We start from the raw sequence: 19,618 nt of genomic DNA on the forward strand, positions 1-19,618 counted from the left end.
GCCTTCTTGTGTGTGAGCCCTAGTAGGCACCGTCCTTGGCAAAAACTGCGCGGACGGTGCGGACGAGAATGACGATATCGCTCATAACCGACCAGTTCTCAACATAGTAGAGGTCTAGGCGAATAGACTCTTCCCACGAAAGATTCGAGCGGCCAGAGACCTGCCAGAGGCCGGTAATGCCGGGTTTGACCAACAGGCGGCGATAGGCGTCCTCTTCGTACTGCTCAACCTCAGAAGGCAGCGGTGGGCGGGGCCCCACAAGCGACATATCGCCCACAAAGACGTTCCACAGCTGTGGAAGCTCATCGATAGAGTACTTGCGGATGAACTTGCCGATCTTAGTGATACGGGGGTCATCCGCCATCTTAAAGAGCACACCGTTACCCTCGTTCTGGTCCATGAGTTCCTTCTTGAGCTCTTCGGCGTTGGTCACCATGGAGCGGAACTTAATCATGTGGAAGGGGGTGCCGCGGTAGCCAACGCGTTCCTGAAGGAAGAAGATGGGGCCGCCGTCCTTTTTGACCAGCAGGGCAACCGGAACCAGCAAGGGGGCCAGGAAAATTAGGCCAAGGCCTGAGGCTACAACATCGATAGCTCGCTTAATTAGGGCCTGCATGCCTTCGATGCGGGGAGTGTGAACGTGAATCAGGGGCACACCGTTGAGGGGCTGGGTATGGATGCGGGGGCCCGCAATATCGGTCATGGCAGGTGCCATGATGAGTGCGACGTGGGCAGCTGCCAGCGCCCAGCCCAGACGGCGCAACTCTGCGGGGTTGAGGCCGTGGCCGGTGGAGACAGCTACCGCGTGAATATTGTTCTCACGGACTACCTTGAGGACCTCGGCTGCATCGGGTGAGTAGCCCAGGGTCGGGATAGCCCCCTCGGCGAGCTGGGTGCCGGGACGCGAACGGGGAAGGTATGCTGCCACCGGTGAGAGGCCTGAGGCACGGGCCCCCTGGAGGGTCTTGTAGAGGTGCTCGCCCGAGGCTGAGTCGCCGATAATCATGACGCGGGAAAGTGCGCGCCCCTTATACCGCCAGTGAACGAGCCAGCGGCGCACCCCCCAGCGGGCGCAGAGAAGTAGAACAATGCCGATGGGGTAGGCTAGCACAACGTAGGTGCGGGCAAAATCAATTTTGGTCAGGTAGGAGAAGATTGCGATGACCGCGAAGAAGTAGGTTGTTGCTTTAGTGATTAGTCGGTACTCATCAACGCCATGACCTAAATAGCGGATATTGCGACTGTTAGCAATCGAGAGGGCAAAAAACCAGATAAGGCCAAGCAGAATTCCGGTACCTACATAACCGAGGGGTAGGCTTGCCCGTCCCATGACCTCTGAATTTTGAAAGCCGAAACTAGCGATATGAGCTAGCGCGATGGAGAGCGCGATGGCTAAAGTATCAGCAAGGTAAAGGGCCCCCTTGATTTTGGGGTGCCAGGTGCGGCGGTTACGGGTTTCTGCCCACCGCTCCTCGATGTACTGTTCGTTCACTAGTGTGTATTCCCCTAAAGATGGTGCCTGCGCCGAGTGCGAGAGTGGTGTGGGCAGACCTGTACGATTAGGTTTTTAATACTACAGTGCCAGCTGTCTTAAGAGCAGACTGATTTCCTGAAATATGCTTCACACTTTCAGCTGAAAATAACTTATCTTTGCTGGTCAAGGTGCCTTTAGCTGGTGAGGTCAGCTTCTGCCAGGATAAAATCTATCACCGGTTCGTAGAGGTGCGGGGTGACGTTATCGTCCATGGGCACAGCAACGAGAATCTGCCCCTGTTCGGCAGAGATAAAGAGCCCGGGGTCGTTGCAGTCTGCAATACCGATGGTAGGGATCCCCGCGGAGGCCGCGTACCCGGCGAGCCCGTGGTCGGCGATGACGAGACCCGGGGTAATCCCTCGCTCTTGGAGCTGTTCCAACGCTAGTTGCATGGGCCCGGGAAAATGGGTGTGCTGTAGATTGCCGTACTGCTCGAACATGATGACGTCAAATATTTGGCGGATATCGCCGTCCAGAAAGCGGTCGCCCTCCTCGATGGTCAGGACGGTTGCCCCATGAGTTTTGGCTGCTGCTGCAAGACGGGCGTAGATAGGGAAGAGGCCTGCGGGGTGGCCGGTGGCAAAAAGCAGGCTTTTGCCCGCCCGTACTGCGTCACCGAAGATACGGGCGTACTCGGTGAGCCCATCAATACAGAGGTCAGCGCTGATGGTGTCTTGGCCTTCCCTGTGGTTGGGGTCGGCGCTGGTCCCAACCCGTCGCGCCATGAGTTCAAAGATATCGTCAACAGTCCAGTCCCTAATCCACTTCACACCGAATTCCAGGTGTTCATTGCCTTCAACAAATCCCTGCATATGAGCAAGGTTGTTTTCACGGGCCGTTGCTACGTTTCCGGTAATGCGTGATGCGTTGAGATAGTCAGCAAATTCCTGGCGAGTCATTGAGAAGGTCATGCGGTTCTCCTAAGAGCGGGTGAGAGTCTGATAGAGGTCGAGGAAGTTTTGGGCTGTTGCCTGCCAGGTAAAGCTGCGAGCGCGTTTGGCCCCGGCTTCTCCCCAGCTCCTGCGTAGCTGGGGGTTGGCGATGAGCCGCGCGATGGCGTCCGCCCAGGCGGCGGGCGTCCGCTGGGCTACCAACAGACCGGTGACGCCGTCAGCTACTGCCTCTCTTAGCCCGTCCACCTTGCTAGCAAGCACCGGAGCGCCGCAGGCAGAGGCCTCCAGGGCGACCAGGCCAAAGGTTTCTGAGGATGAAGGACAGGCAACGATATCTGCCTGGCGGAAGGCCTGGGCTAGATTCGGGGCCGGGAGCGGGTGGAACAGACGGATGCGGTCAGACAGCCCCAGCTCCTCTGCCCGAGCCACTAGATTCTGTTCGTAGCTGGTACCTGAGGTGCCAATGATATCGAGGGTAACTTCTAAGCCCTGCGGTATCAGGGCTAGAGCCTCCACTAGCAGGTGGGGACCCTTGAGATGCTGGGGGCGGCCGGCAAAGACCAGGTGGGCTGCGGCGTCCTGCCCTTGATGAAGAGGGCGGACGCTGTTGCTCGGGGAGAAAACAGAAAGGTCAACGCCGGGGGGCACTGTCACCAACTGGGACTCCTCTGCCCCGTAGAAGTCTCGCATCTGGGCAGCTTCATACTCCGTATTGACCACTAGAGCGGCGGCCCTACGGGCCAGAGCCTGCTCACCGCGCAAGCGTACCTCGGGTTCCGGGCGCTCGCCCTCGCCCAACCTGGCGTTCTTGGCCGCTGCGGTGGTGTGCATGGTGTGAACTAGGGGGACCTGCGGGTATGCGGCAAGAGCTGCCAGGCCCGAGAGCCAGTAGTGGCTGTGAATAATCTGGGGCGGTCGCAACGCTATGGCTCGAACAGCCATAGCAAAGCCCGGAACCAGCTCAGGTAGATCTTCCTTACGGGCTCCTTCAGCCTCAGGTAGGTAAAGCGCGGTGACAGTAGCCCGCTCGTGATACTGCACCCGGCCAGCCCGCTCACGGGAGGTAGCCAGGGTGAACACCTCTACCGTCAGCTGCGGGTTAGCCTCAAGCAGGGTGGCCAACGACCGTTCTATATAGACATTCATCCCGCCTGCATCACCTGACCCCGGCTGAGCCAGGGGAGAAGTGTGCATCGAAAAGATGTGTAGGTGCAAGGGAAAAGAAAAACTCACATCTCTACTCTACCCCTGCCACACCTACCCGCACCCTGTAGGCGTCAGCGCAGGTGCGCTACCGGCAAACTCAACTAAGCTAGAGAGAAAGGACCCTCTGCTCCAGGAGTACACCGTGTCTATTGACAGTCTCTACCGCGCCCACGGCTTCGTGCCCCTTGATGCCCCCACAGACGCTGAACGCCTTGCCCTCATTGACCTAGGCGCCGTCGAGCACAACGTTAGGCGTATTAAGAGCATTATCGGGCAGCGGGCCCTTATCGCCGTGGTCAAAGCGGACGCCTACGGGCACGGGGCGCTTGACGTAGCGCGTTCAGCGGTAGCAGCGGGAGCCGACTATCTGGGGGTCGTCCATGTCAAGGAAGCGCATGCCCTGCGCTCCGGTGGTATCGCTGCCCCTATCATTGCCTGGCTTCACACTCCTCGTACCAACTTTGTCCAGGCTCTAGAAGACCGTCTTGAACTGGGTATCTCGAGCACCTGGGAACTAGAAGCCATCGCGGCTGCCCACCGTGCCAGCGGGCAGCAGGAGCCGGTTAAGGTTCACCTGAAAGTTGATACGGGCTTGGGGCGTAACGGGGTCACCATGAGTGAGCTACCTGCCCTTGCCGCCAGTGCCCGCCAGCTTGAAGAAAGCGGGACCCTGCAGGTGGTCGGGGTTTTCTCCCACCTGGCAGTAGCCGACGAACCGGAGCGCCCCGAAACCGCCGAGCAGTCTCAGACCTTCGACCGGGCACTAGATATCCTGCACTCTGCCGGCCTGCGACCAACCCTGCGCCACCTTGCTAACACTCCCGCGACCTTCAGCGCGGCATCCGTCGGGGTAGAGGACGGCCTGCTGTGGGACGCCGTCCGTGTGGGTCTCGGTCTCTACGGGCTGTCACCCCTGCCCGGGCAGACCCCAGCAGACCTGGGACTCAAGCCGGTCATGCACCTGCAAACCTTCATCAACGCCGTCAAAGAGGTGCCGGCTGGGCAGGGAGTCTCCTACGGCCTTAACTACGTGACCGACAAGCCCACGACCCTGGCCCTAGTGCCGGTTGGCTACGCGGACGGCGTTCCCCGAGTCGCAACCGGCGGGCCGGTCCGTATCTACCCGGCATCTGGCCCGGCCCGAACCTACCGGGAGGTGGGTCGAATCGCCATGGACCAGCTGGTTGTAGACCTCGGTGAGCCCGGTTTGGCTGACCCCGCAGCTGGCTTCCTGGGTGCCCCCGCCGTCCTCTTCGGCTCAGGCGATAACCCACCGGTCACCGACTGGGCAGAAGCCGCTGGAACCATCAACTACGAAATCGTTACCCGCATTTCCCCGCGCGTTACCCGCATCAGCGTTGGCGGGTCCTGGAAAGACAAGAACTAAGACCGTGAGCTCAGACCATATTCTCGATGTAGAAATTACCGGCCCCGACCACACCCGTGCCATCGCCCTGGCCCTAGCGCCTCTTCTTACCGCGGGTGATGTCTTGATTCTCACCGGCGAACTGGGAGCCGGAAAAACTACCTTCACCCGCTCCCTGGGCGAGGGCCTTGGCGTGCGCGAAGGCGTCATTTCTCCCACCTTTGTGCTCTCCCGCGTGCACCCCAACCTGCCCGAGGGCCTTCGCCCCGGCGGGCCCGACCTGGTGCATGTAGATGCCTACCGACTGGCCAGCGCCGAAGAGTTGGACGATCTCGACCTGGAATACTCCCTGGATCGTTCCGTCACCGTCATTGAATGGGGTCGCGACAAAGCCGAGCACCTGTCAGACTCTATTCTCGATCTGGAATTTACCCGCGTCACCGGTGCTGACCTGGCCGAAACCGACCCCTACGCCCTCTATGCACCGGGTAGCTGTGAAGAAGAGGACGAGGACGACGGCGCCCCCGAACCCCGACGCCTACGACTCATCGGGAGCGGGCCCCGCTGGGAAAATGTTTGGGACGAATTAGCGGAACATCTGACTCGTGGAGGGGACGCATAGGGGCTTTTGGCAGCACCGCGGGCTCGCGCTCGCTGCCGACCCCCGACATAGCCTCAGAGTCTAAACACGCTAGACTGGTGGGGTGCTTATTCTTGCTCTTGATTCATCCGCTATAGCTTCTGTGGCCCTGGGCCGTCTCGACGGTCACCAGCTGACCCTGCTTGCCTCACGGGCAACCGAAGACACGCGCTCTCATGCTGAGGTCATGTCCCCTTTCGTGACCGAGGTGCTGGCTGAGGCCGGAGTAACGGGACAGGAGGTCGAGGCCATCATCACCGGCACCGGTCCCGGTCCCTTCACCGGCCTGCGCGCCGGTATCGTTACCGCGCGTTCCCTGGCCTTCGCCTGGAGTAAGCCCCTGTACGGAATCATGAGCCTGACCGCCCTGGCCGAGACAGCAGAAGCTGCCGCGCGGGCGTCCGGTCATACCCGTTTTTTGGTGGCCTCAGATGCCCGCCGCAAGGAAATATACTCGGCTGTCTATGAGCTAACTGAGCAGGGCTATCAACTAGAAAGCGGCCCCACCGTGGGCCCGGCCAGCGAGGCACCCGACCTGCCCGCCTATGGATTTGGAACCTCCCTTTACCCCGAGGCCCTGAGCACTCAACCCGGCTTTGAACACATCCAGCCGGACGCCGCCGCCCTCCTGGCAGCTGCAGCCCGCCTAGGCCTGGAGCAGCTGAGCACCGACACCAGCGCCCTCTACCTGCGGGAATCTGATGCCAAGGTCCCGGCCGCCCGCAAGAAGGCTAGCGCCTAATGCTGCTGACCGACCTGCCCACGGGCCTGGCCGGCGGGGCTCGAGCCCGGGAAATGACCTTGCACGATATTCCTGCTGTGTATGCCCTTGAAATGCAGCTTTTTCCAGCTGATGCCTGGCCGCTAGATATGTTCCTGGCTGAAATTACCCACGAGACGAGGGGCTATATCGTCCTGGAAACACCCACAGACACCGGGACGCAGGTGATTGGCTACGCCGGGCTCATGAGTGTAGCTGATACCGCCGATGTTCAAACCATAGCCGTTACCCCTGCTTGTGAGGGCCGTGGCTACGGACGGGCCCTGCTGGATTTTCTGGCCCGCGAAGCGGCTGCCCGGGGCGCTGAACAGATGCTGCTGGAAGTACGCGCCGATAACCCCCGGGCTCAAAACCTCTACCTGAAAAACGGCTACCAGCAGATTCATGTGCGTCGCCGCTACTACAATGACGGGGTCGATGCCCTCATTATGCGCCGTGACCTGACCGAGATGACCCCTGTGCAAGGAGAAACCAGCCATGACCGCTAAAACCGAACCCTTGGTACTGGGTATTGAATCCTCCTGCGATGAAACCGGCATCGGTATTGTGCGGGGTTCCACCCTGCTGACCAATACCGTCTCGTCCTCCATGAATGAGCATGTGCGCTTCGGCGGCGTGATTCCCGAAATTGCCTCCCGCGCCCACCTGGACGCTATGGTCCCTGCCCTCCAGGCTGCCCTGGATGAAGCCCAGGTGAGCCTTGACGATCTAGACGCTATCGCTGTGACCGCAGGACCCGGTCTGGCCGGTGCCCTCATGGTCGGCGTCTCTGCCGCCAAGGCCCTGGCAACTGCCACCGGCAAGCCCCTCTACGGGATCAACCACCTAGTGGCCCATGTGGGGGTTGGCCTGCTCGATGACTGCGGTATTGAGGGGCATACGGCTGACTTCCTTGACGGCCTGCCCAGCGAAGGAATCGGGGCCCTGCTGGTCTCTGGCGGGCACACGGAAATTCTGGCCGTGCGTGATATTACCGGCGATGTTGAGCTGCTGGGGGCCACCCTGGACGACGCAGCCGGTGAAGCCTACGACAAGGTAGCCCGTCTGCTGGGCCTGCCTTACCCGGGTGGGCCGGTGATTGACCGGGTGGCTGCGGACGGCAACGGAGCAGCTTTTGCCTTTCCCCGCGGCCTGTCGACCCGCAAGTTCATGGGCACCGTCGAGGAACCTGGCCCCCACCGTTATGACTTTTCTTTCTCGGGTCTGAAGACCGCTGTTGCCCGCGTTGTCGAGGGTTTTGAGGCTCGGGGCGAAGAGGTACCGGTCGCTGATATCGCGGCTTCTTTCCAAGAAGCTGTGGTCGATGTGATTACTAAGAAAGCCATGCTGGCCTGTACCGAGCGCGGCATTACCACCCTGCTGCTGGGTGGGGGAGTAGCCGCAAACTCGCGCCTGCGTGAGCTGACTGCCCAGCGCTGTGCCGAACACGGCATTAAGCTGGTCATTCCCCAGTTGAGCCTCTGCACCGATAACGGGGCTATGGTGGCTGCACTGGGAGCCCGCCTGGTATCTGAGGGGCGGGATCCATCAGGCATCGACTTTACGGCGGATTCTTCCTTGCCCGTCACCAAAATTTCCCTCTAAAGAGGCAGAGGGGCAGGCACCCAGAGGTGCAGGAGGGGATGGAGAAGAGACTTACAGCCCCTCGACGGCCTGGGCTGTGAGGTCATCCACCACTGCTGTGAGGTCACCTCCGTGTTCGGCTGCGACGCGGCGCTGGCGTTGATAGCCTGCCCCCATCAGGCAGATTCGCTCCACGTCAGCCAACTCAGCAGAGCAGCCTAGGTCAGCGGCAATACCCTCTAGCTTGTTCAGTAGCCCCAGGGTATCGTCGGTGACCAGGCGCTCGGTGTTCTGGTTATCGAGAATGACGATGGCCTCGGTGCCGTAGCGGGCAGCCCTCCACTTGTTCTCCTGCACGTGCCAGGGTTTGAGGGGCTCAATTCGTTTGCCCGCATCGAGTTGGCGGGAGAACCACTCCACCAGGCACTGGGTGAAGGCTGTCAGGGCCGTAATGTCGCGGATGGAGGCCAGCCCGTCATAGGCCCGCATTTCCACCGTGCCGTACTTGGGTACGGGGCGCACGTCCCAGCGGTTTTCGCTGGGGTCGTCAATGACTCCGGTGACCACCAGGTCATTGAGGTAGTCCTCGTAGTCCCCCCAGTCTTCAAAGGTGAAGGGGAGACCCGAGGTGGGCAGCTGCTGGAAAATCTGGGCCCGCTGGGAGGCAAAGCCGGTATCCTCCCCCTCCCAGAAGGGGGAGGACGCAGAAAGGGCTAGTAGGTGGGGGTAAAAGTTGGTGAGCCCGTTGAGCACCGGCAGGGCCTTATCACGAGAAGTAACCCCTGTATGCACATGGACCCCGTAGATAATCTGGCGGCGGCCCCAGAACTGGGAGCGGTCGAGCACCCGTAGGTAGCGATCCTTATCAACGACTTTTTGATCCAGGGCCCGGGAGAAGGGGTGGGTACCGGCTGAGAAGAAGGCTAGGCCCAGTTGGTCGGTCACTTCTTTGAGGACGCCGGTGGCTTGGGAGAGCTGGTCGGCCGCCTCGCCGGGAGTTCGGCAGATACCGGTGACTAGTTCAACGGTATTGTTGAGAAACTCGCCGGTGATGTGGGCCCGGTCGTCTGCTGCTTCGAGTACCCGGGGGTGCTGGTCTTGGAGTAGAGCCAGAACCTCGTCTGCGCGTGAAGCCAGTTCGCGGGTTTCTGGATCGACGAGGGCGACCTCCCATTCCACACCAATCGTGGACTGGTTCGAGGGGTGAAAAATCATGCGCTGGCTCCAGGGTCTCGGTGCGATGCTGGTTCTATCTTAGGGGCAGGGGCTAGCGCAGAAGAATCCGGCTCACTCTATGACGAATCCAATGAGATATATGTAATAAATCAGGCCTCCTCAGCCCAGATAGCTAGCCGCTGGGAATCTGTTCCCTGCCCCAGTCGGGTTAGAACCAGGGTAGCTTCTTTGTGAGGAGCCCCCTTCTTCTTTTTTACTCCGGTCAGCAGGCTTGCCCGCAGTTTTTCGGGGACCACATCGACCCCCCGCTTTTTGATGGTTAGGGCGGTAATTCCTTCTTCTTTGACCCAGCGGCGTAGCTTCTTCTCATTCAAAGGCAGGGTGCCCAGGACGCGGTAGGAGCGGCCCAGGGGGCTAACTACTGGGGAGTCCGAGGTCAGGTAGGCAATATTTTCATCCAGCAGGGTGGCCCCGACTGCCCGCGCAAAATCCGCGACCAGGTGGGAACGAACCACCGCCCCGTCGGGCTCAATCAGGTAGTCCCCTAAGTCAGCTACCTTAAGCGGCTCTTCATCGGCTGACGCCGTGAGCTGGGACGTCATCTCACCCAGGACCTGCCGGGTAACGGCGTTCGCCCCCAATACGGTAGCCGAGCGGGCAACCCCGGGCCGGGCCAGGGCGTTGAACCAGAGCACCACCTCCACCACAGACCCGCCGTGACTGACCCACTCGGCCTCCACCCCGCTCGGGATCGCCTCGTGGGGCAGGCCCGGGCCTAGCTTGACCCCCATAGGAATTCCGGTTGCCGCCAGCTTCTGCAGGAAGGAAAAGGGCGGGGAGAAGGCTTCGGGGTCAAAAAGGCGGGAGGTGGTAGAGCCGCCTTCAACCTCCCGGCGGGCTGGGTCTAGCCAGAGGGCGGCGACGCGCTCACCGCTCACGGTGGTGAGTTGTTCGAGCTCAACCTGTTCTACATCGCCCACGAGCACCTGGGCAGTGGGGTAAGGGGAGAGATTGTGGGCGGTCAGGGCTGCTGTAGCGGGGTCAAGCTCAACGGACGTCACCGCTAACCCTGCGCGGGCAAAGGCGAGGGAGTCTGCCCCCAGGCCACAGCCCAAATCAGCAACAGATTTTAGCCCGGCCTCCACGAAACGGGCAGCATGATGGTCGGCAACTGCTGCCCGGGTCGCCTGCTCATAGCCAGCCTCGGTGAAGAGCATACGCGAGGCTTCTTCCCCGAACTTGGTGGCCCCCAGGGCCCGCAGACGGGCCTGGGTCAGCAGGGCAGAGGAATCCTCGGCGCTGAAACCTTGAGCCCGCAGCTTACTGACGGCCTGGAGGGAACTAGCCGGCTGATAGGGCACTAGCTGGTCTAGGACTGCTAGCTGGTCGGCGGAGAAAGGCTGGGCACCGGCGCGGGGGAAAAAGGTCATGTACCTAGTTTAAAGGTTAGGGTGGGCGAGACCCGCTGAAGGCCGACTGGCTGGGGCTGGCGTGAATCGGGCGAGCCCCCAGGGCGCTAGAGCCGATGGCGGTAAAGGCTACCGGGAGGGAAGAAACCAGCATGATACCTGAGATAGCCAGGGGCCCGGCACGATGGCAACCTGCGAGAACATCGACCAGATGGAGAGGAACTTAGCCCACTGGGCGCTAGAGGGATGAGAAGGAAGCCGGCTCCAAAGAGGCCAAGGCAGAGGGCGGTCGTGGCTTTGCCGCGGTCTTGAGTAGAGACAGTTTCTGCTAGTACGGAGCCCCCAGCCTGATGGCTGCCAGAATCTGGATGGGAACGACGGCCCCGAAGCCGGCTGCGAAAAGAAAAGAGGGGACGAGTACCGGCCAGAAGATGAGTTTGAGCATGGTCGCCTATCTGCCGGGGAAAGTCGCTTCAACCTGTATTGTAGGGCACAACAACCTAAGCTGAGGCGGTGCGCTGTCTGCGAAACCGGCGCTTTATCTTGCCCGTAGGGGGTGAGGGGAATAAAGTTTTAGTTAGCACTTGACCGTTGACAGTGCTAAATCGGCAGTCGGTAGCACCGCGACGATACCGGCTTGAGCCCGCTTAGTGCATCATGGTCACCCCTTTTACGTTTTACGCTGAGACCTCACTTGAAGGAGTACCTCACCATGGCTATCAAGCCCCTCGAAGACCGCATTGTCGTTCAGATCGTTGAAGCAGAGCAGACCACCGCATCCGGCCTGGTTATCCCCGATACCGCTAAGGAAAAGCCCCAGGAGGCTAAGGTTATCGCTGTTGGCCCCGGCCGCATCGACGACAAGGGAAACCGCATCCCCGTTGACGTAGCTGAAGGTGACGTCGTTATCTTCTCCAAGTACGGTGGCACCGAGGTTAAGTACGGTGGAGCTGAGTACCTGATTCTCTCAGCCCGCGACGTTCTGGCTGTCGTTTCCTAAGTTTTCGCTGTTTCTACCGCACAAACCACGAAACACGAGAAAGAAGTAAGGATTCATGGCAAAACAGCTTGAATTCAATGATGATGCGCGTAAGCACCTGCAGGCAGGCGTCGATAAGCTTGCTAACGCTGTCAAGGTAACCCTGGGCCCCCGCGGCCGTAACGTGGTGCTTGATAAGCAGTGGGGCGCCCCCATCATCACCAACGACGGTGTGTCGATCGCCCGCGAGATTGAACTGGAAAACCCCTACGAAAACCTGGGTGCCCAGCTCGCCAAGGAAGTAGCTACCAAGACCAACGATGTTGCTGGCGACGGTACCACCACCGCAACCGTCCTCGCCCAGGCACTGGTGTCTGAGGGCCTGCGCAACGTTACCTCGGGCGCTGCCCCCGGTGAGGTCAAGCGCGGCATCGAGACCGCAACCAAGCTGGTATCTGAGCGCCTGCTGGCTAACGCCCGCGAGGTCAAGGGTGAAGAAGTTGCCCACGTAGCAGCTATCTCAGCTCAGTCACCCCAGATTGGTGAGCTGCTCTCTGAGGCCTTCAGCAAGGTAGGCCAGGACGGCGTCATCACCATCGAGGACGGCTCCACCACCGAGGTTGAGCTCGAAGTGACCGAGGGTATGCAGTTCGACAAGGGCTACCTTTCACCCTCCTTCGTCACCGACCCTGAACGTGCCGAGGCTGTTCTTGAGAACACCGCGATTCTGCTCTACCAGGGCAAGATTTCAACCGTGGCTGAGATTATGCCCGTGCTTGAGAAGATTGTTCAGGCTAAGAAGCCTCTGACCATCATCGCTGAGGACGTGGACGGCGAAGCTCTTTCCACTCTGGTGGTTAATAAGCTCCGCGGCAACCTTGACGTCGTAGCGCTGAAGGCACCCGGTTTTGGCGACCGCCGTAAGGCAATCTTCCAGGACCTGGCTATCCTGACCGGTGGCACCGTCATCACCGGTGAACTGGGCATTTCCCTGGACGCCGTCACCCTGGACCAGCTCGGTTCAGCCCGCCGTGTGACCGTCACCAAGAACAACACCACCATCGTCGACGGTGGCGGCACCTCTGAGGCCGTTGCCGAGCGCGTTGACCAGCTGCGTGCCGAAATTGAGCGCGTGGACTCCGAGTGGGACCGCGAAAAGCTCAAGGAACGCCTGGCCAAGCTGGCCGGTGGCGTAGGCGTCATCAAGGTGGGTGCTGCAACCGAGGTTGAGGCCAAGGAACGCAAGCACCGCATCGAGGATGCCGTGTCCTCCACCCGTGCCGCTCTGGAAGAGGGCATTGTCGCCGGTGGCGGTACCGCCCTGGTTCACGCTCTGGCAGCCCTGGACGGCGTTGAGCTCGAATCCCGCGATGCCCAGGTGGGCGTAGACATCGTCCGCCGCGCCCTGGTTCAGCCCCTGCGCTGGATTGCCGAGAACGCAGGTGAGGACGGCTACGTGGTCACCTCCCGCGTAGCCGACATGCCCGTAGGTTCCGGCTTCAACGCCGCCACCGGTGAGTATGAGGACCTGATGGCCCGCGGCGTCATCGACCCCGTCAAGGTCACCCGCTCAGCCCTGGAAAATGCGGCCTCTATCGCTGCCCTGGTGCTGACCACTGAGACCCTGGTTGTCGAAAAGCCCGAGGAAAAGGGCGAGGACGAGGCCAAGTAAAGGCCCCGCCCCCGCACTCAAGGCCTTACCGGGCCACTTGAGGCAGAACAACCCCTGCCCCTACCGTGACTAACACCGTAGGGGCAGGGGTTTGCTTTTTAAAGCAAATTTTCAGTCACCGGGAGTAAGATTTTTAACTTGGTGTCTTCCTGCCAGTTACCTTTCGATAACTGACTTTCTGGCACCAGATGATTGCCAGCAAAGGAGGTAGACCGCAGTGCCCCGCCCCGCAGCCGAGCCCACACCAGCCACCGGTACCATCGCAACCGTCACTCGTTCAGCGGAACAGGCCTGGCGCCCCGAGATCCAGGGCCTGCGCGCGCTCGCCCTGCTGCTGGTGGCCGCCTACCATTTCTGGTTTGGTCGGGTATCCGGCGGTGTTGATGTCTTCCTGCTGATTTCGGCTTTCCTCTTAACCGGGTCCTTTGCCCGCAAGATTGAACAGGTCAAGCTGGTAGGGCCGGGCACCTGGTTCGGTCTAAAAACCCTGCTGGCTTATTGGGTACACGTCTTTAAGCGTCTGCTGCCTCTGGCATCACTCACCGTGGCACTTACTTTGTTAGGTACCTACTTCTTTATCCCGGCTGAGCGCTGGCTCTCGATAGCTGATGAGGCCAAGGCCGTGATTCTGTACCAGCACAATAACTGGTCGATTGAAAACGCCGTGGACTACTACGCTGCCGACACCTCGCTGGCCTCACCCTTCCGGCATTTTTGGTCCCTGTCGGTTCAGGGGCAAATCTATGTGCTGTGGCCCCTGCTGATGGTGGTTCTTGCCCTGGTACTGGGGATGCGTATGAGGGGCTCTGCTCGTTGGGTTCTGACCGGTGTCTTTGCCGCTCTTTTTGCGGTGTCACTGATTCACTCAATTGAGATCACCGCAACCAACCAGCAGGCCGCCTACTTTGAAACCGAGGCTCGCCTCTGGGAATTCGCGTTGGGCTCTTTAGTAGCCCTCTGGTTGCCCGTCCTGAAATTCCCACCGCTTATACGCGCGGTTCTGGGGTGGGCAGGTATTGCCGCTATCGTTGCCTGCGGTTTCGTGCTGGACGTTAACGGAACCTTCCCCGGCTACGTAGCCCTGTGGCCCACCCTGGCAGCTTCACTCGTCATTATTGCGGGAGACACTGGCACCAGCTTCGGGCCTGAGAAACTGCTGACCGCTAAGCCCCTGCTGGCTCTGGGCGGTTTTTCCTATGCCCTCTATTTGGTGCACTGGCCGATTCTCGTCTTTTACCTGGCGCAGACCCGTCAGGAAAAGGCGGGTTTCTGGGCTGGGCTTGGCCTGCTTCTTCTGTCGAGTGTGCTGGCCTGGGTTCTAACCCAGCTGGTCGAAAAGCCCCTGCGGGACTGGGCACTTCCCAACCGGTCTGTGTTTGCGGGTCTGATCACTGGTGCGGTGTGCGTGGGCCTTGCCCTTGCTCCCTCCTACGCCTGGCAGTCAGCCATCTACCGGCAGGCCGAGCAGGCTGAGGCTAACCGCACCCTCAATAACGTGGGGGCGGCCGTGCTACAGCCCGACTACGAATACACAGGGGAAGAAGACGCCCCTGTCATCCCCATCCGCGCCGTGCTCGATGCGGACTGGGCCGACCTTGGAGCTGCCTGCACCGACGTGACCCCCGAGCTGGCCATCCCCGACTCCCCGGCCGGGGACTGCACCTACGTTGCCTACTCACCCCAACCCACCCGAACCATTGTGGCCTGGGGAAACTCCCACATGCAGATGTGGATGACGGCCGTGCGTCCGCTTGCTCAAGCCCAAGGTTGGTCGGTCATTGCCCTCACCCGCCCCGGCTGCTTCCTCGGTGAAACCGACAACGCAGCCTACGCCAGCGGCTTTGAATGTGATTCCTGGGCAAGCGACAGTGCTGCCTTTATTCAGGACCTAGCCCCAGATACCGTCCTGCTCCACGGCACCAAATCAGAACCCAACCTGCCAGATGCTCCGCTCTTCGACGCCGAGACCCGCATTGCCCAGCTCACCTCAGCCGGAACCCAGGTCATCGGCCTGCGCGATACCCCGCGCATGGAAACCATGCACAAGGACTGCCTGGATGCCTTCGGCACAGCGGACGACTGCCTCATGAGCCCCGGCCAGGACGTCACCGTCAACCCCCTGGCCCCGCTGGAACAGACCTACCCTGGGTTTGCCGCCCTCAACCTCTCGGACCTAATCTGCCCCGAGAACTCCTGCCCGGCTTCCATCGGTAATATCTACACCTACTTCGACTACGACCACATCACCGCAACCTACATCGAAACCCTAGGCCCCTACTTCGACCCGCGACTTCTCGAAGCCCTGGGCAAGGCTGAAGCGAGCGGGCAGGCAAGCACCCAGCTACTGCCTGCTGGTGCTGTCCACACAACTACGGAATAGAAATGGGCGGGGAAGGGTTTCAATCAGTACGAACAGGGAATGCCCCCAGGGTGTGAGCAAACGGCACCTCGGTGCCAGGGGCCCACACTCGCACATCGGGGCTAACCCGACTAAGATTAAAACCAGTGTCGCTAAGCGCCCACCTGAACACCCTCGAAAGGTAGCGAACCCTTCATGACTACTCCCACTGCACTGAGCGAAGACCCTTTCGGCTTCACCGGCCTCACCTACGATGACGTCCTGCTCCTCCCCGGCAACACCGATGTCATCCCGTCAGATGCAGACACCACCACCCGACTGACCAAGCGCATCTCTATTGCCTCACCGATTATTTCGGCAGCGATGGACACCGTCACCGAGTCAGCCTTGGCCATCGCCATGGCTCGCCTGGGCGGCATGGGCGTGATTCACCGTAACCTTTCTATCGCTGACCAGGCTGACCACGTGGATCGCGTCAAGCGCAGCGAATCCGGCATGATTACCAACCCTGTGACTGTTGGCCCCAACGCCACCATCGCTGAGCTCGACGCCCTCTGCGGTCACTACAAGGTATCAGGCCTGCCCGTTGTGGACGAGAACAACGTGCTGGTCGGTATCATCACCAACCGTGACACCCGCTACCTGCCCGAATCGACCTTCGAGACCACCCGCGTGCGCGACATCATGACCAAGATGCCGCTGATTACCGGTCACGAGGGAATGAGCAAAGACGAAGCTTTCGCCCTGCTGGCAGAAAACAAGATTGAGAAGCTGCCCCTCATCGACGACGCAGGCAAGCTGACGGGCCTGATCACTGTCAAGGACTTCACCAAGAGCGAGCAGTACCCCCGCGCTACCAAGGACGAGGACGGCCGCCTGCGCGTTGGCGCCGCTATCGGCTTCTTTGGTGACGGCTACGAGCGTGCTATGACCCTGATTGACGCGGGCGTCGACGCCCTCTTCGTCGATACAGCTAACGGTCACTCCCAGGGTGTACTCGACATGATCGCCCGCCTCAAGAAAGACCCGGCCGCTGCCCACGTTGACGTTGTGGGTGGTCAGGCTGCTACCCGCGCTGGCGCCCAGGCCATCATCGACGCAGGTGCTGACGCCGTCAAGGTGGGCGTTGGCCCCGGCTCCATCTGCACCACTCGCATTATCGCCGGTGTTGGCGTGCCCCAGATTACCGCCATCAACGAATCAGCCAAGGCTACTATTCCCGCAGGCGTACCCCTGATCGCGGACGGCGGCATGCAACACTCCGGCGAAATCGGCAAGGCCCTGGTGGCAGGCGCCGATTCGGTCATGCTGGGCTCCCTACTCGCCGGTACCGCCGAGTCTCCCGGCGACCTGATTTTCGTTAACGGTAAGCAGTTCAAGGCCTACCGCGGCATGGGCTCCCTGGGCGCTATGCAGTCCCGTGGCGGCAAGAAGTCCTTCTCCAAGGACCGCTACTTCCAGGCCGATGTGTCCTCCGAAGAGAAGCTGATTCCCGAGGGCATCGAAGGCCAGGTACCCTACCGCGGTCCCCTCTCATCAGTGCTACACCAGCTGGAGGGCGGCCTGCGTCAGACCATGTTCTACGTCGGTGCCCACACCGTTGAAGAGCTCAAGAACAAGGGCCAGTTCGTGCGCATCACCTCAGCAGGTCTGAAGGAATCACACCCCCACGACATCACCATGACCGTCGAGGCCCCCAACTACCGTCGCTAAACTGTAGCGGTCAGCCCCGGTTCTCTCACCCCTGCGGTGAGGGGCCGGGGCTTCCGAACGTTACCACGCTCGTTTGCACCAACCGGCCTAATACCGGTGAAAGGAAAGATCCATGACCGATATCCAGATTGGTATGTCTAAGCGCGCCCGCCGCACCTACTCACTCGATGAAATCGCCCTGGTACCCACCCGCCGTACCCGCGACGCCCACGATGTGAACCTGAGCTGGCAGATTGACGCGTTCAAGTTTGACACCCCCATTATTGGTGCCCCCATGGACTCCGTCATGTCACCGGCCACCGCCATTGCCCTGGGCAAGCTCGGTGGGCTTGGCGTCCTCAACCTTGAGGGCCTGTGGACCCGCTATGAGGACCCCCAGCCCCTCCTTGAGGAAATCAATGCTCTCCCCGCAGACGACGCTCCTGCCGCTACCCGCCGCATGCAGGAAATCTATGCTGAACCCATCAAAGCTGAGCTGATTACTGCCCGCCTAGCTGAGATCCGCGAATCTGGCGTCATTGTTGCAGGCTCCCTGACTCCCCAGAACACTCAGGAGTTCTACCAGACCGTGGTCAAGGCTGGCGTTGACCTCTTTGTCATTCGCGGTGCCGCAGTATCTGCCCAGCACGTCTCCTCCCGCCGTGAACCCCTTGATCTCAAGAAGTTCATCTACGAACTCGATGTCCCCGTCATGGTCGGTGGCGTCACCGGCTACACCCCGGCGATGCACCTGATGCGCACCGGCGCTGCCGGTGTGCTGGTCGGTTTTGGTGGCGGGGCTGCCCTGACCACCCGCCGCGGCTTGGGAATCCAGGCTGCCATGGCCACCGCAATTTCCGATGTCGCTGCTGCTCGTTCTGACTACCTGGATGAATCAGGCGGCCGCTATGTGCACGTGATTGCAGACGGCTCCCTGGGCCGCTCCGGCGATATGGTCAAGGCTCTGGCTATGGGCGCGGACGCCGTCATGATTGGTGCCCCCCTGGCCCGAGCTGCCGAAGCTCCCGGTGCCGGCTGGTACTGGGGCAACGAGGCCCACTCGGCTGATTTCCCCCGCGGTATCCGCACCTACCAGGGCACTGTCGGCTCGCTCGAAGAGGTACTGTACGGCCCGTCTGCCTACACCGACGGCAGCTCCAACCTGGTTGGCGCTCTCAAGCGTGCTCTGGCGACCTGCGGCTACACCGACCTCAAGTCCTTCCAGCGTATCGACGTTAACGTCACCCCCTACGTCAAGTAGATGATGACCCGGCCCCGTGCACCTAACTTGCTAGGCACGCGGGGCTGACCTGCTTTCGTCCGCCTACCCCACGCTGAAAAGAGCAAACGTGCTAAAAACCGCCCTGACCCCCCGCTGGCTCCTTGGCCTGCTCCTGGTGCTGGTGCTGGCTAGCGGTTTTGTGATGCTCAGCAAATGGCAAATTAACGCCTCCACCCTGGGGCAGGTCACCGCAGATCCGGCTAAGGACGTGGTGCGCCCCTATAGTCAGGTGCTCCAGCCCCACGACCCGCTGAGCATGACCGAGGCCGATACAGTTGTGGAAGCTACCGGCAGCTACGTGCAGGGCTCCACCTACCTGGTAGAAAACAAGCTCAAAGATGGGGCTCAAGGCTACTGGCTGGTCAGCCTCTTCGTTCCTGACGATAGTCAGCAGGTAAGCACCAGCCTGGGGGAGGGGCCCCGCGGTATCGTCGTAGCCCGCGCCTGGACCCCTATCGCTGAGATTCCCACTGAACCGACCGGCACCGTGACCATCGCGGGGCGCGTTGTGGGTAACGACGCCCCGCTCACCAGCAAGGACGTCAGCGAAGAGAACAGCGGGAAGGACCGGGTGCTTGCCTCCGCCAACTCCTCCTACTTGACCAATGTCTGGAACGCCGCCCTCTTCAATGGCATCTTGACCCTCGACTCCGAAAGCAGTGGGGCTACCCCGCTCACCGACCAGGGCACCATCGCCGATACCGCAACCCTGCTCGATAGCAGCGGCACCCTTCAGCCTATCCACGCTGAGCAGGTCACCGACGAAACCGTTGACTGGCTCAACATCTTCTACGCCCTTGAGTGGCTGGTCTTCGCAGGCTTTGCCCTCTACCTCTGGTACCGCCTGCTCAAGGACTCGGTCGAAAAGACCACCGACCCCACCCTCTACTTCGAGTACGAGGGCGAATACTGGGTCGATGAAGAAACCGGCCGCCCCTACTACTGGGACCCGGCAGATCAGGCCTACTACTACTTTGATGATATTCCGGACGCCCCCGCCCCACCTGCCCGGTAGGAGCTAGCTGACCGCAGGCGTCCGCCCACCAGAAACCGACCACCCACACCA

At 60.8% G+C, this 19,618-nt stretch carries 16 protein-coding genes; 11 read left to right on the forward strand and 5 right to left on the reverse strand.

Features of this window, described 5'->3' with window-relative positions; all coding sequences use genetic code 11:
- Positions 1–19: 19 nt before the first annotated feature.
- From QM007_RS03175 to QM007_RS03185, 3 genes are all read right to left on the reverse strand, one after another.
- Positions 20–1,492, reverse strand: coding sequence for a sugar transferase (locus QM007_RS03175; RefSeq protein WP_283490512.1), 1,473 nt, complete (start codon positions 1,490–1,492; stop codon positions 20–22).
- Positions 1,493–1,668: 176 nt separating this feature from the next.
- The gene (locus QM007_RS03180) at positions 1,669–2,445 is read right to left on the reverse strand and encodes a phosphatase (protein WP_283490513.1); all 777 of its coding nucleotides are present in this window, start codon (positions 2,443–2,445) and stop codon (positions 1,669–1,671) included.
- 9 nt (positions 2,446–2,454) lie between these two features.
- A complete protein-coding gene (locus QM007_RS03185) occupies positions 2,455–3,660 on the reverse strand; it encodes a glycosyltransferase (RefSeq protein WP_283490514.1) in 1,206 nt (401 codons plus the stop codon).
- A gap of 115 nt (positions 3,661–3,775) precedes the next feature.
- Between QM007_RS03185 and alr the strand changes: the two genes are divergently transcribed.
- From alr to tsaD, 5 genes are all read left to right on the forward strand, one after another.
- On the forward strand, positions 3,776–5,020 hold the full coding sequence (gene alr, locus QM007_RS03190; protein ID WP_502949072.1) for an alanine racemase: 1,245 nt from the start codon (positions 3,776–3,778) through the stop codon (positions 5,018–5,020).
- A gap of 4 nt (positions 5,021–5,024) precedes the next feature.
- On the forward strand, positions 5,025–5,621 hold the full coding sequence (tsaE, locus tag QM007_RS03195; RefSeq protein ID WP_283490515.1) for a tRNA (adenosine(37)-N6)-threonylcarbamoyltransferase complex ATPase subunit type 1 TsaE: 597 nt from the start codon (positions 5,025–5,027) through the stop codon (positions 5,619–5,621).
- A gap of 82 nt (positions 5,622–5,703) precedes the next feature.
- The gene (gene tsaB, locus QM007_RS03200; protein WP_283490516.1) at positions 5,704–6,381 is read left to right on the forward strand and encodes a tRNA (adenosine(37)-N6)-threonylcarbamoyltransferase complex dimerization subunit type 1 TsaB; all 678 of its coding nucleotides are present in this window, start codon (positions 5,704–5,706) and stop codon (positions 6,379–6,381) included.
- Positions 6,381–6,908: a ribosomal protein S18-alanine N-acetyltransferase gene (gene rimI, locus QM007_RS03205; protein WP_283490517.1), complete on the forward strand. Its 528-nt coding sequence runs from the start codon at positions 6,381–6,383 to the stop codon at positions 6,906–6,908. Before tsaB ends, rimI begins: the two co-directional genes overlap by 1 nt.
- Complete coding sequence (gene tsaD, locus QM007_RS03210; RefSeq protein ID WP_283490518.1) at positions 6,898–8,004, forward strand: tRNA (adenosine(37)-N6)-threonylcarbamoyltransferase complex transferase subunit TsaD; 1,107 nt, start codon at positions 6,898–6,900, stop codon at positions 8,002–8,004. Before rimI ends, tsaD begins: the two co-directional genes overlap by 11 nt.
- Positions 8,005–8,055: 51 nt before the next feature.
- On the opposite strand, the gene QM007_RS03215 is transcribed toward tsaD, so the two are convergent.
- Both QM007_RS03215 and QM007_RS03220 read right to left on the reverse strand, forming a co-directional pair.
- Positions 8,056–9,198, reverse strand: coding sequence for a glutamate--cysteine ligase (locus tag QM007_RS03215; protein ID WP_283490519.1), 1,143 nt, complete (start codon positions 9,196–9,198; stop codon positions 8,056–8,058).
- A 110-nt stretch (positions 9,199–9,308) separates the two neighbouring features.
- The gene (locus QM007_RS03220; RefSeq protein WP_283490520.1) at positions 9,309–10,589 is read right to left on the reverse strand and encodes a class I SAM-dependent methyltransferase; all 1,281 of its coding nucleotides are present in this window, start codon (positions 10,587–10,589) and stop codon (positions 9,309–9,311) included.
- A 691-nt stretch (positions 10,590–11,280) separates the two neighbouring features.
- On the opposite strand from QM007_RS03220, the gene groES reads away from it, so the two are divergent.
- From groES to QM007_RS03250, 6 genes are all read left to right on the forward strand, one after another.
- Positions 11,281–11,568 (forward strand): co-chaperone GroES, encoded by a 288-nt coding sequence (groES, locus tag QM007_RS03225; protein WP_135013045.1) that lies wholly within the window; start codon positions 11,281–11,283, stop codon positions 11,566–11,568.
- A gap of 55 nt (positions 11,569–11,623) precedes the next feature.
- On the forward strand, positions 11,624–13,219 hold the full coding sequence (gene groL / locus QM007_RS03230) for a chaperonin GroEL (protein ID WP_283490521.1): 1,596 nt from the start codon (positions 11,624–11,626) through the stop codon (positions 13,217–13,219).
- Positions 13,220–13,436: 217 nt separating this feature from the next.
- Positions 13,437–15,599, forward strand: coding sequence for an acyltransferase family protein (locus QM007_RS03235; RefSeq protein WP_283490522.1), 2,163 nt, complete (start codon positions 13,437–13,439; stop codon positions 15,597–15,599).
- 174 nt (positions 15,600–15,773) lie between these two features.
- Positions 15,774–17,291, forward strand: a complete 1,518-nt coding sequence (guaB, locus tag QM007_RS03240) for an IMP dehydrogenase (protein WP_283490523.1) — start codon at positions 15,774–15,776, stop codon at positions 17,289–17,291.
- Between the two features lie 112 nt (positions 17,292–17,403).
- Positions 17,404–18,531, forward strand: a complete 1,128-nt coding sequence (locus QM007_RS03245) for a GuaB3 family IMP dehydrogenase-related protein (RefSeq protein WP_283490524.1) — start codon at positions 17,404–17,406, stop codon at positions 18,529–18,531.
- An 88-nt stretch (positions 18,532–18,619) separates the two neighbouring features.
- The gene (locus QM007_RS03250; RefSeq protein WP_283490525.1) at positions 18,620–19,567 is read left to right on the forward strand and encodes an SURF1 family cytochrome oxidase biogenesis protein; all 948 of its coding nucleotides are present in this window, start codon (positions 18,620–18,622) and stop codon (positions 19,565–19,567) included.
- The last annotated feature ends 51 nt before the right edge of the window (positions 19,568–19,618 follow it).

The sequence above is a fragment of the Rothia sp. SD9660Na genome, assembly GCF_030064065.1.
Lineage (GTDB): Bacteria > Actinomycetota > Actinomycetes > Actinomycetales > Micrococcaceae > Rothia.

Excerpts from the sequence above, each read along its gene's own strand:
- QM007_RS03180 (WP_283490513.1), bottom strand. The coding sequence starts at position 2,445 with ATGACCTTCTCAATGACTCGCCAGGAATTTGCTGACTATCTCAACGCA.
- rimI (WP_283490517.1), top strand. The coding sequence starts at position 6,381 with ATGCTGCTGACCGACCTGCCCACGGGCCTGGCCGGCGGGGCTCGAGCC.
- tsaD (WP_283490518.1), top strand. The coding sequence starts at position 6,898 with ATGACCGCTAAAACCGAACCCTTGGTACTGGGTATTGAATCCTCCTGC.
- QM007_RS03215 (WP_283490519.1), bottom strand. The coding sequence starts at position 9,198 with ATGATTTTTCACCCCTCGAACCAGTCCACGATTGGTGTGGAATGGGAG.
- QM007_RS03220 (WP_283490520.1), bottom strand. The coding sequence starts at position 10,589 with ATGACCTTTTTCCCCCGCGCCGGTGCCCAGCCTTTCTCCGCCGACCAG.
- groES (WP_135013045.1), top strand. The coding sequence starts at position 11,281 with ATGGCTATCAAGCCCCTCGAAGACCGCATTGTCGTTCAGATCGTTGAA.
- groL (WP_283490521.1), top strand. The coding sequence starts at position 11,624 with ATGGCAAAACAGCTTGAATTCAATGATGATGCGCGTAAGCACCTGCAG.
- guaB (WP_283490523.1), top strand. The coding sequence starts at position 15,774 with ATGACTACTCCCACTGCACTGAGCGAAGACCCTTTCGGCTTCACCGGC.
- QM007_RS03245 (WP_283490524.1), top strand. The coding sequence starts at position 17,404 with ATGACCGATATCCAGATTGGTATGTCTAAGCGCGCCCGCCGCACCTAC.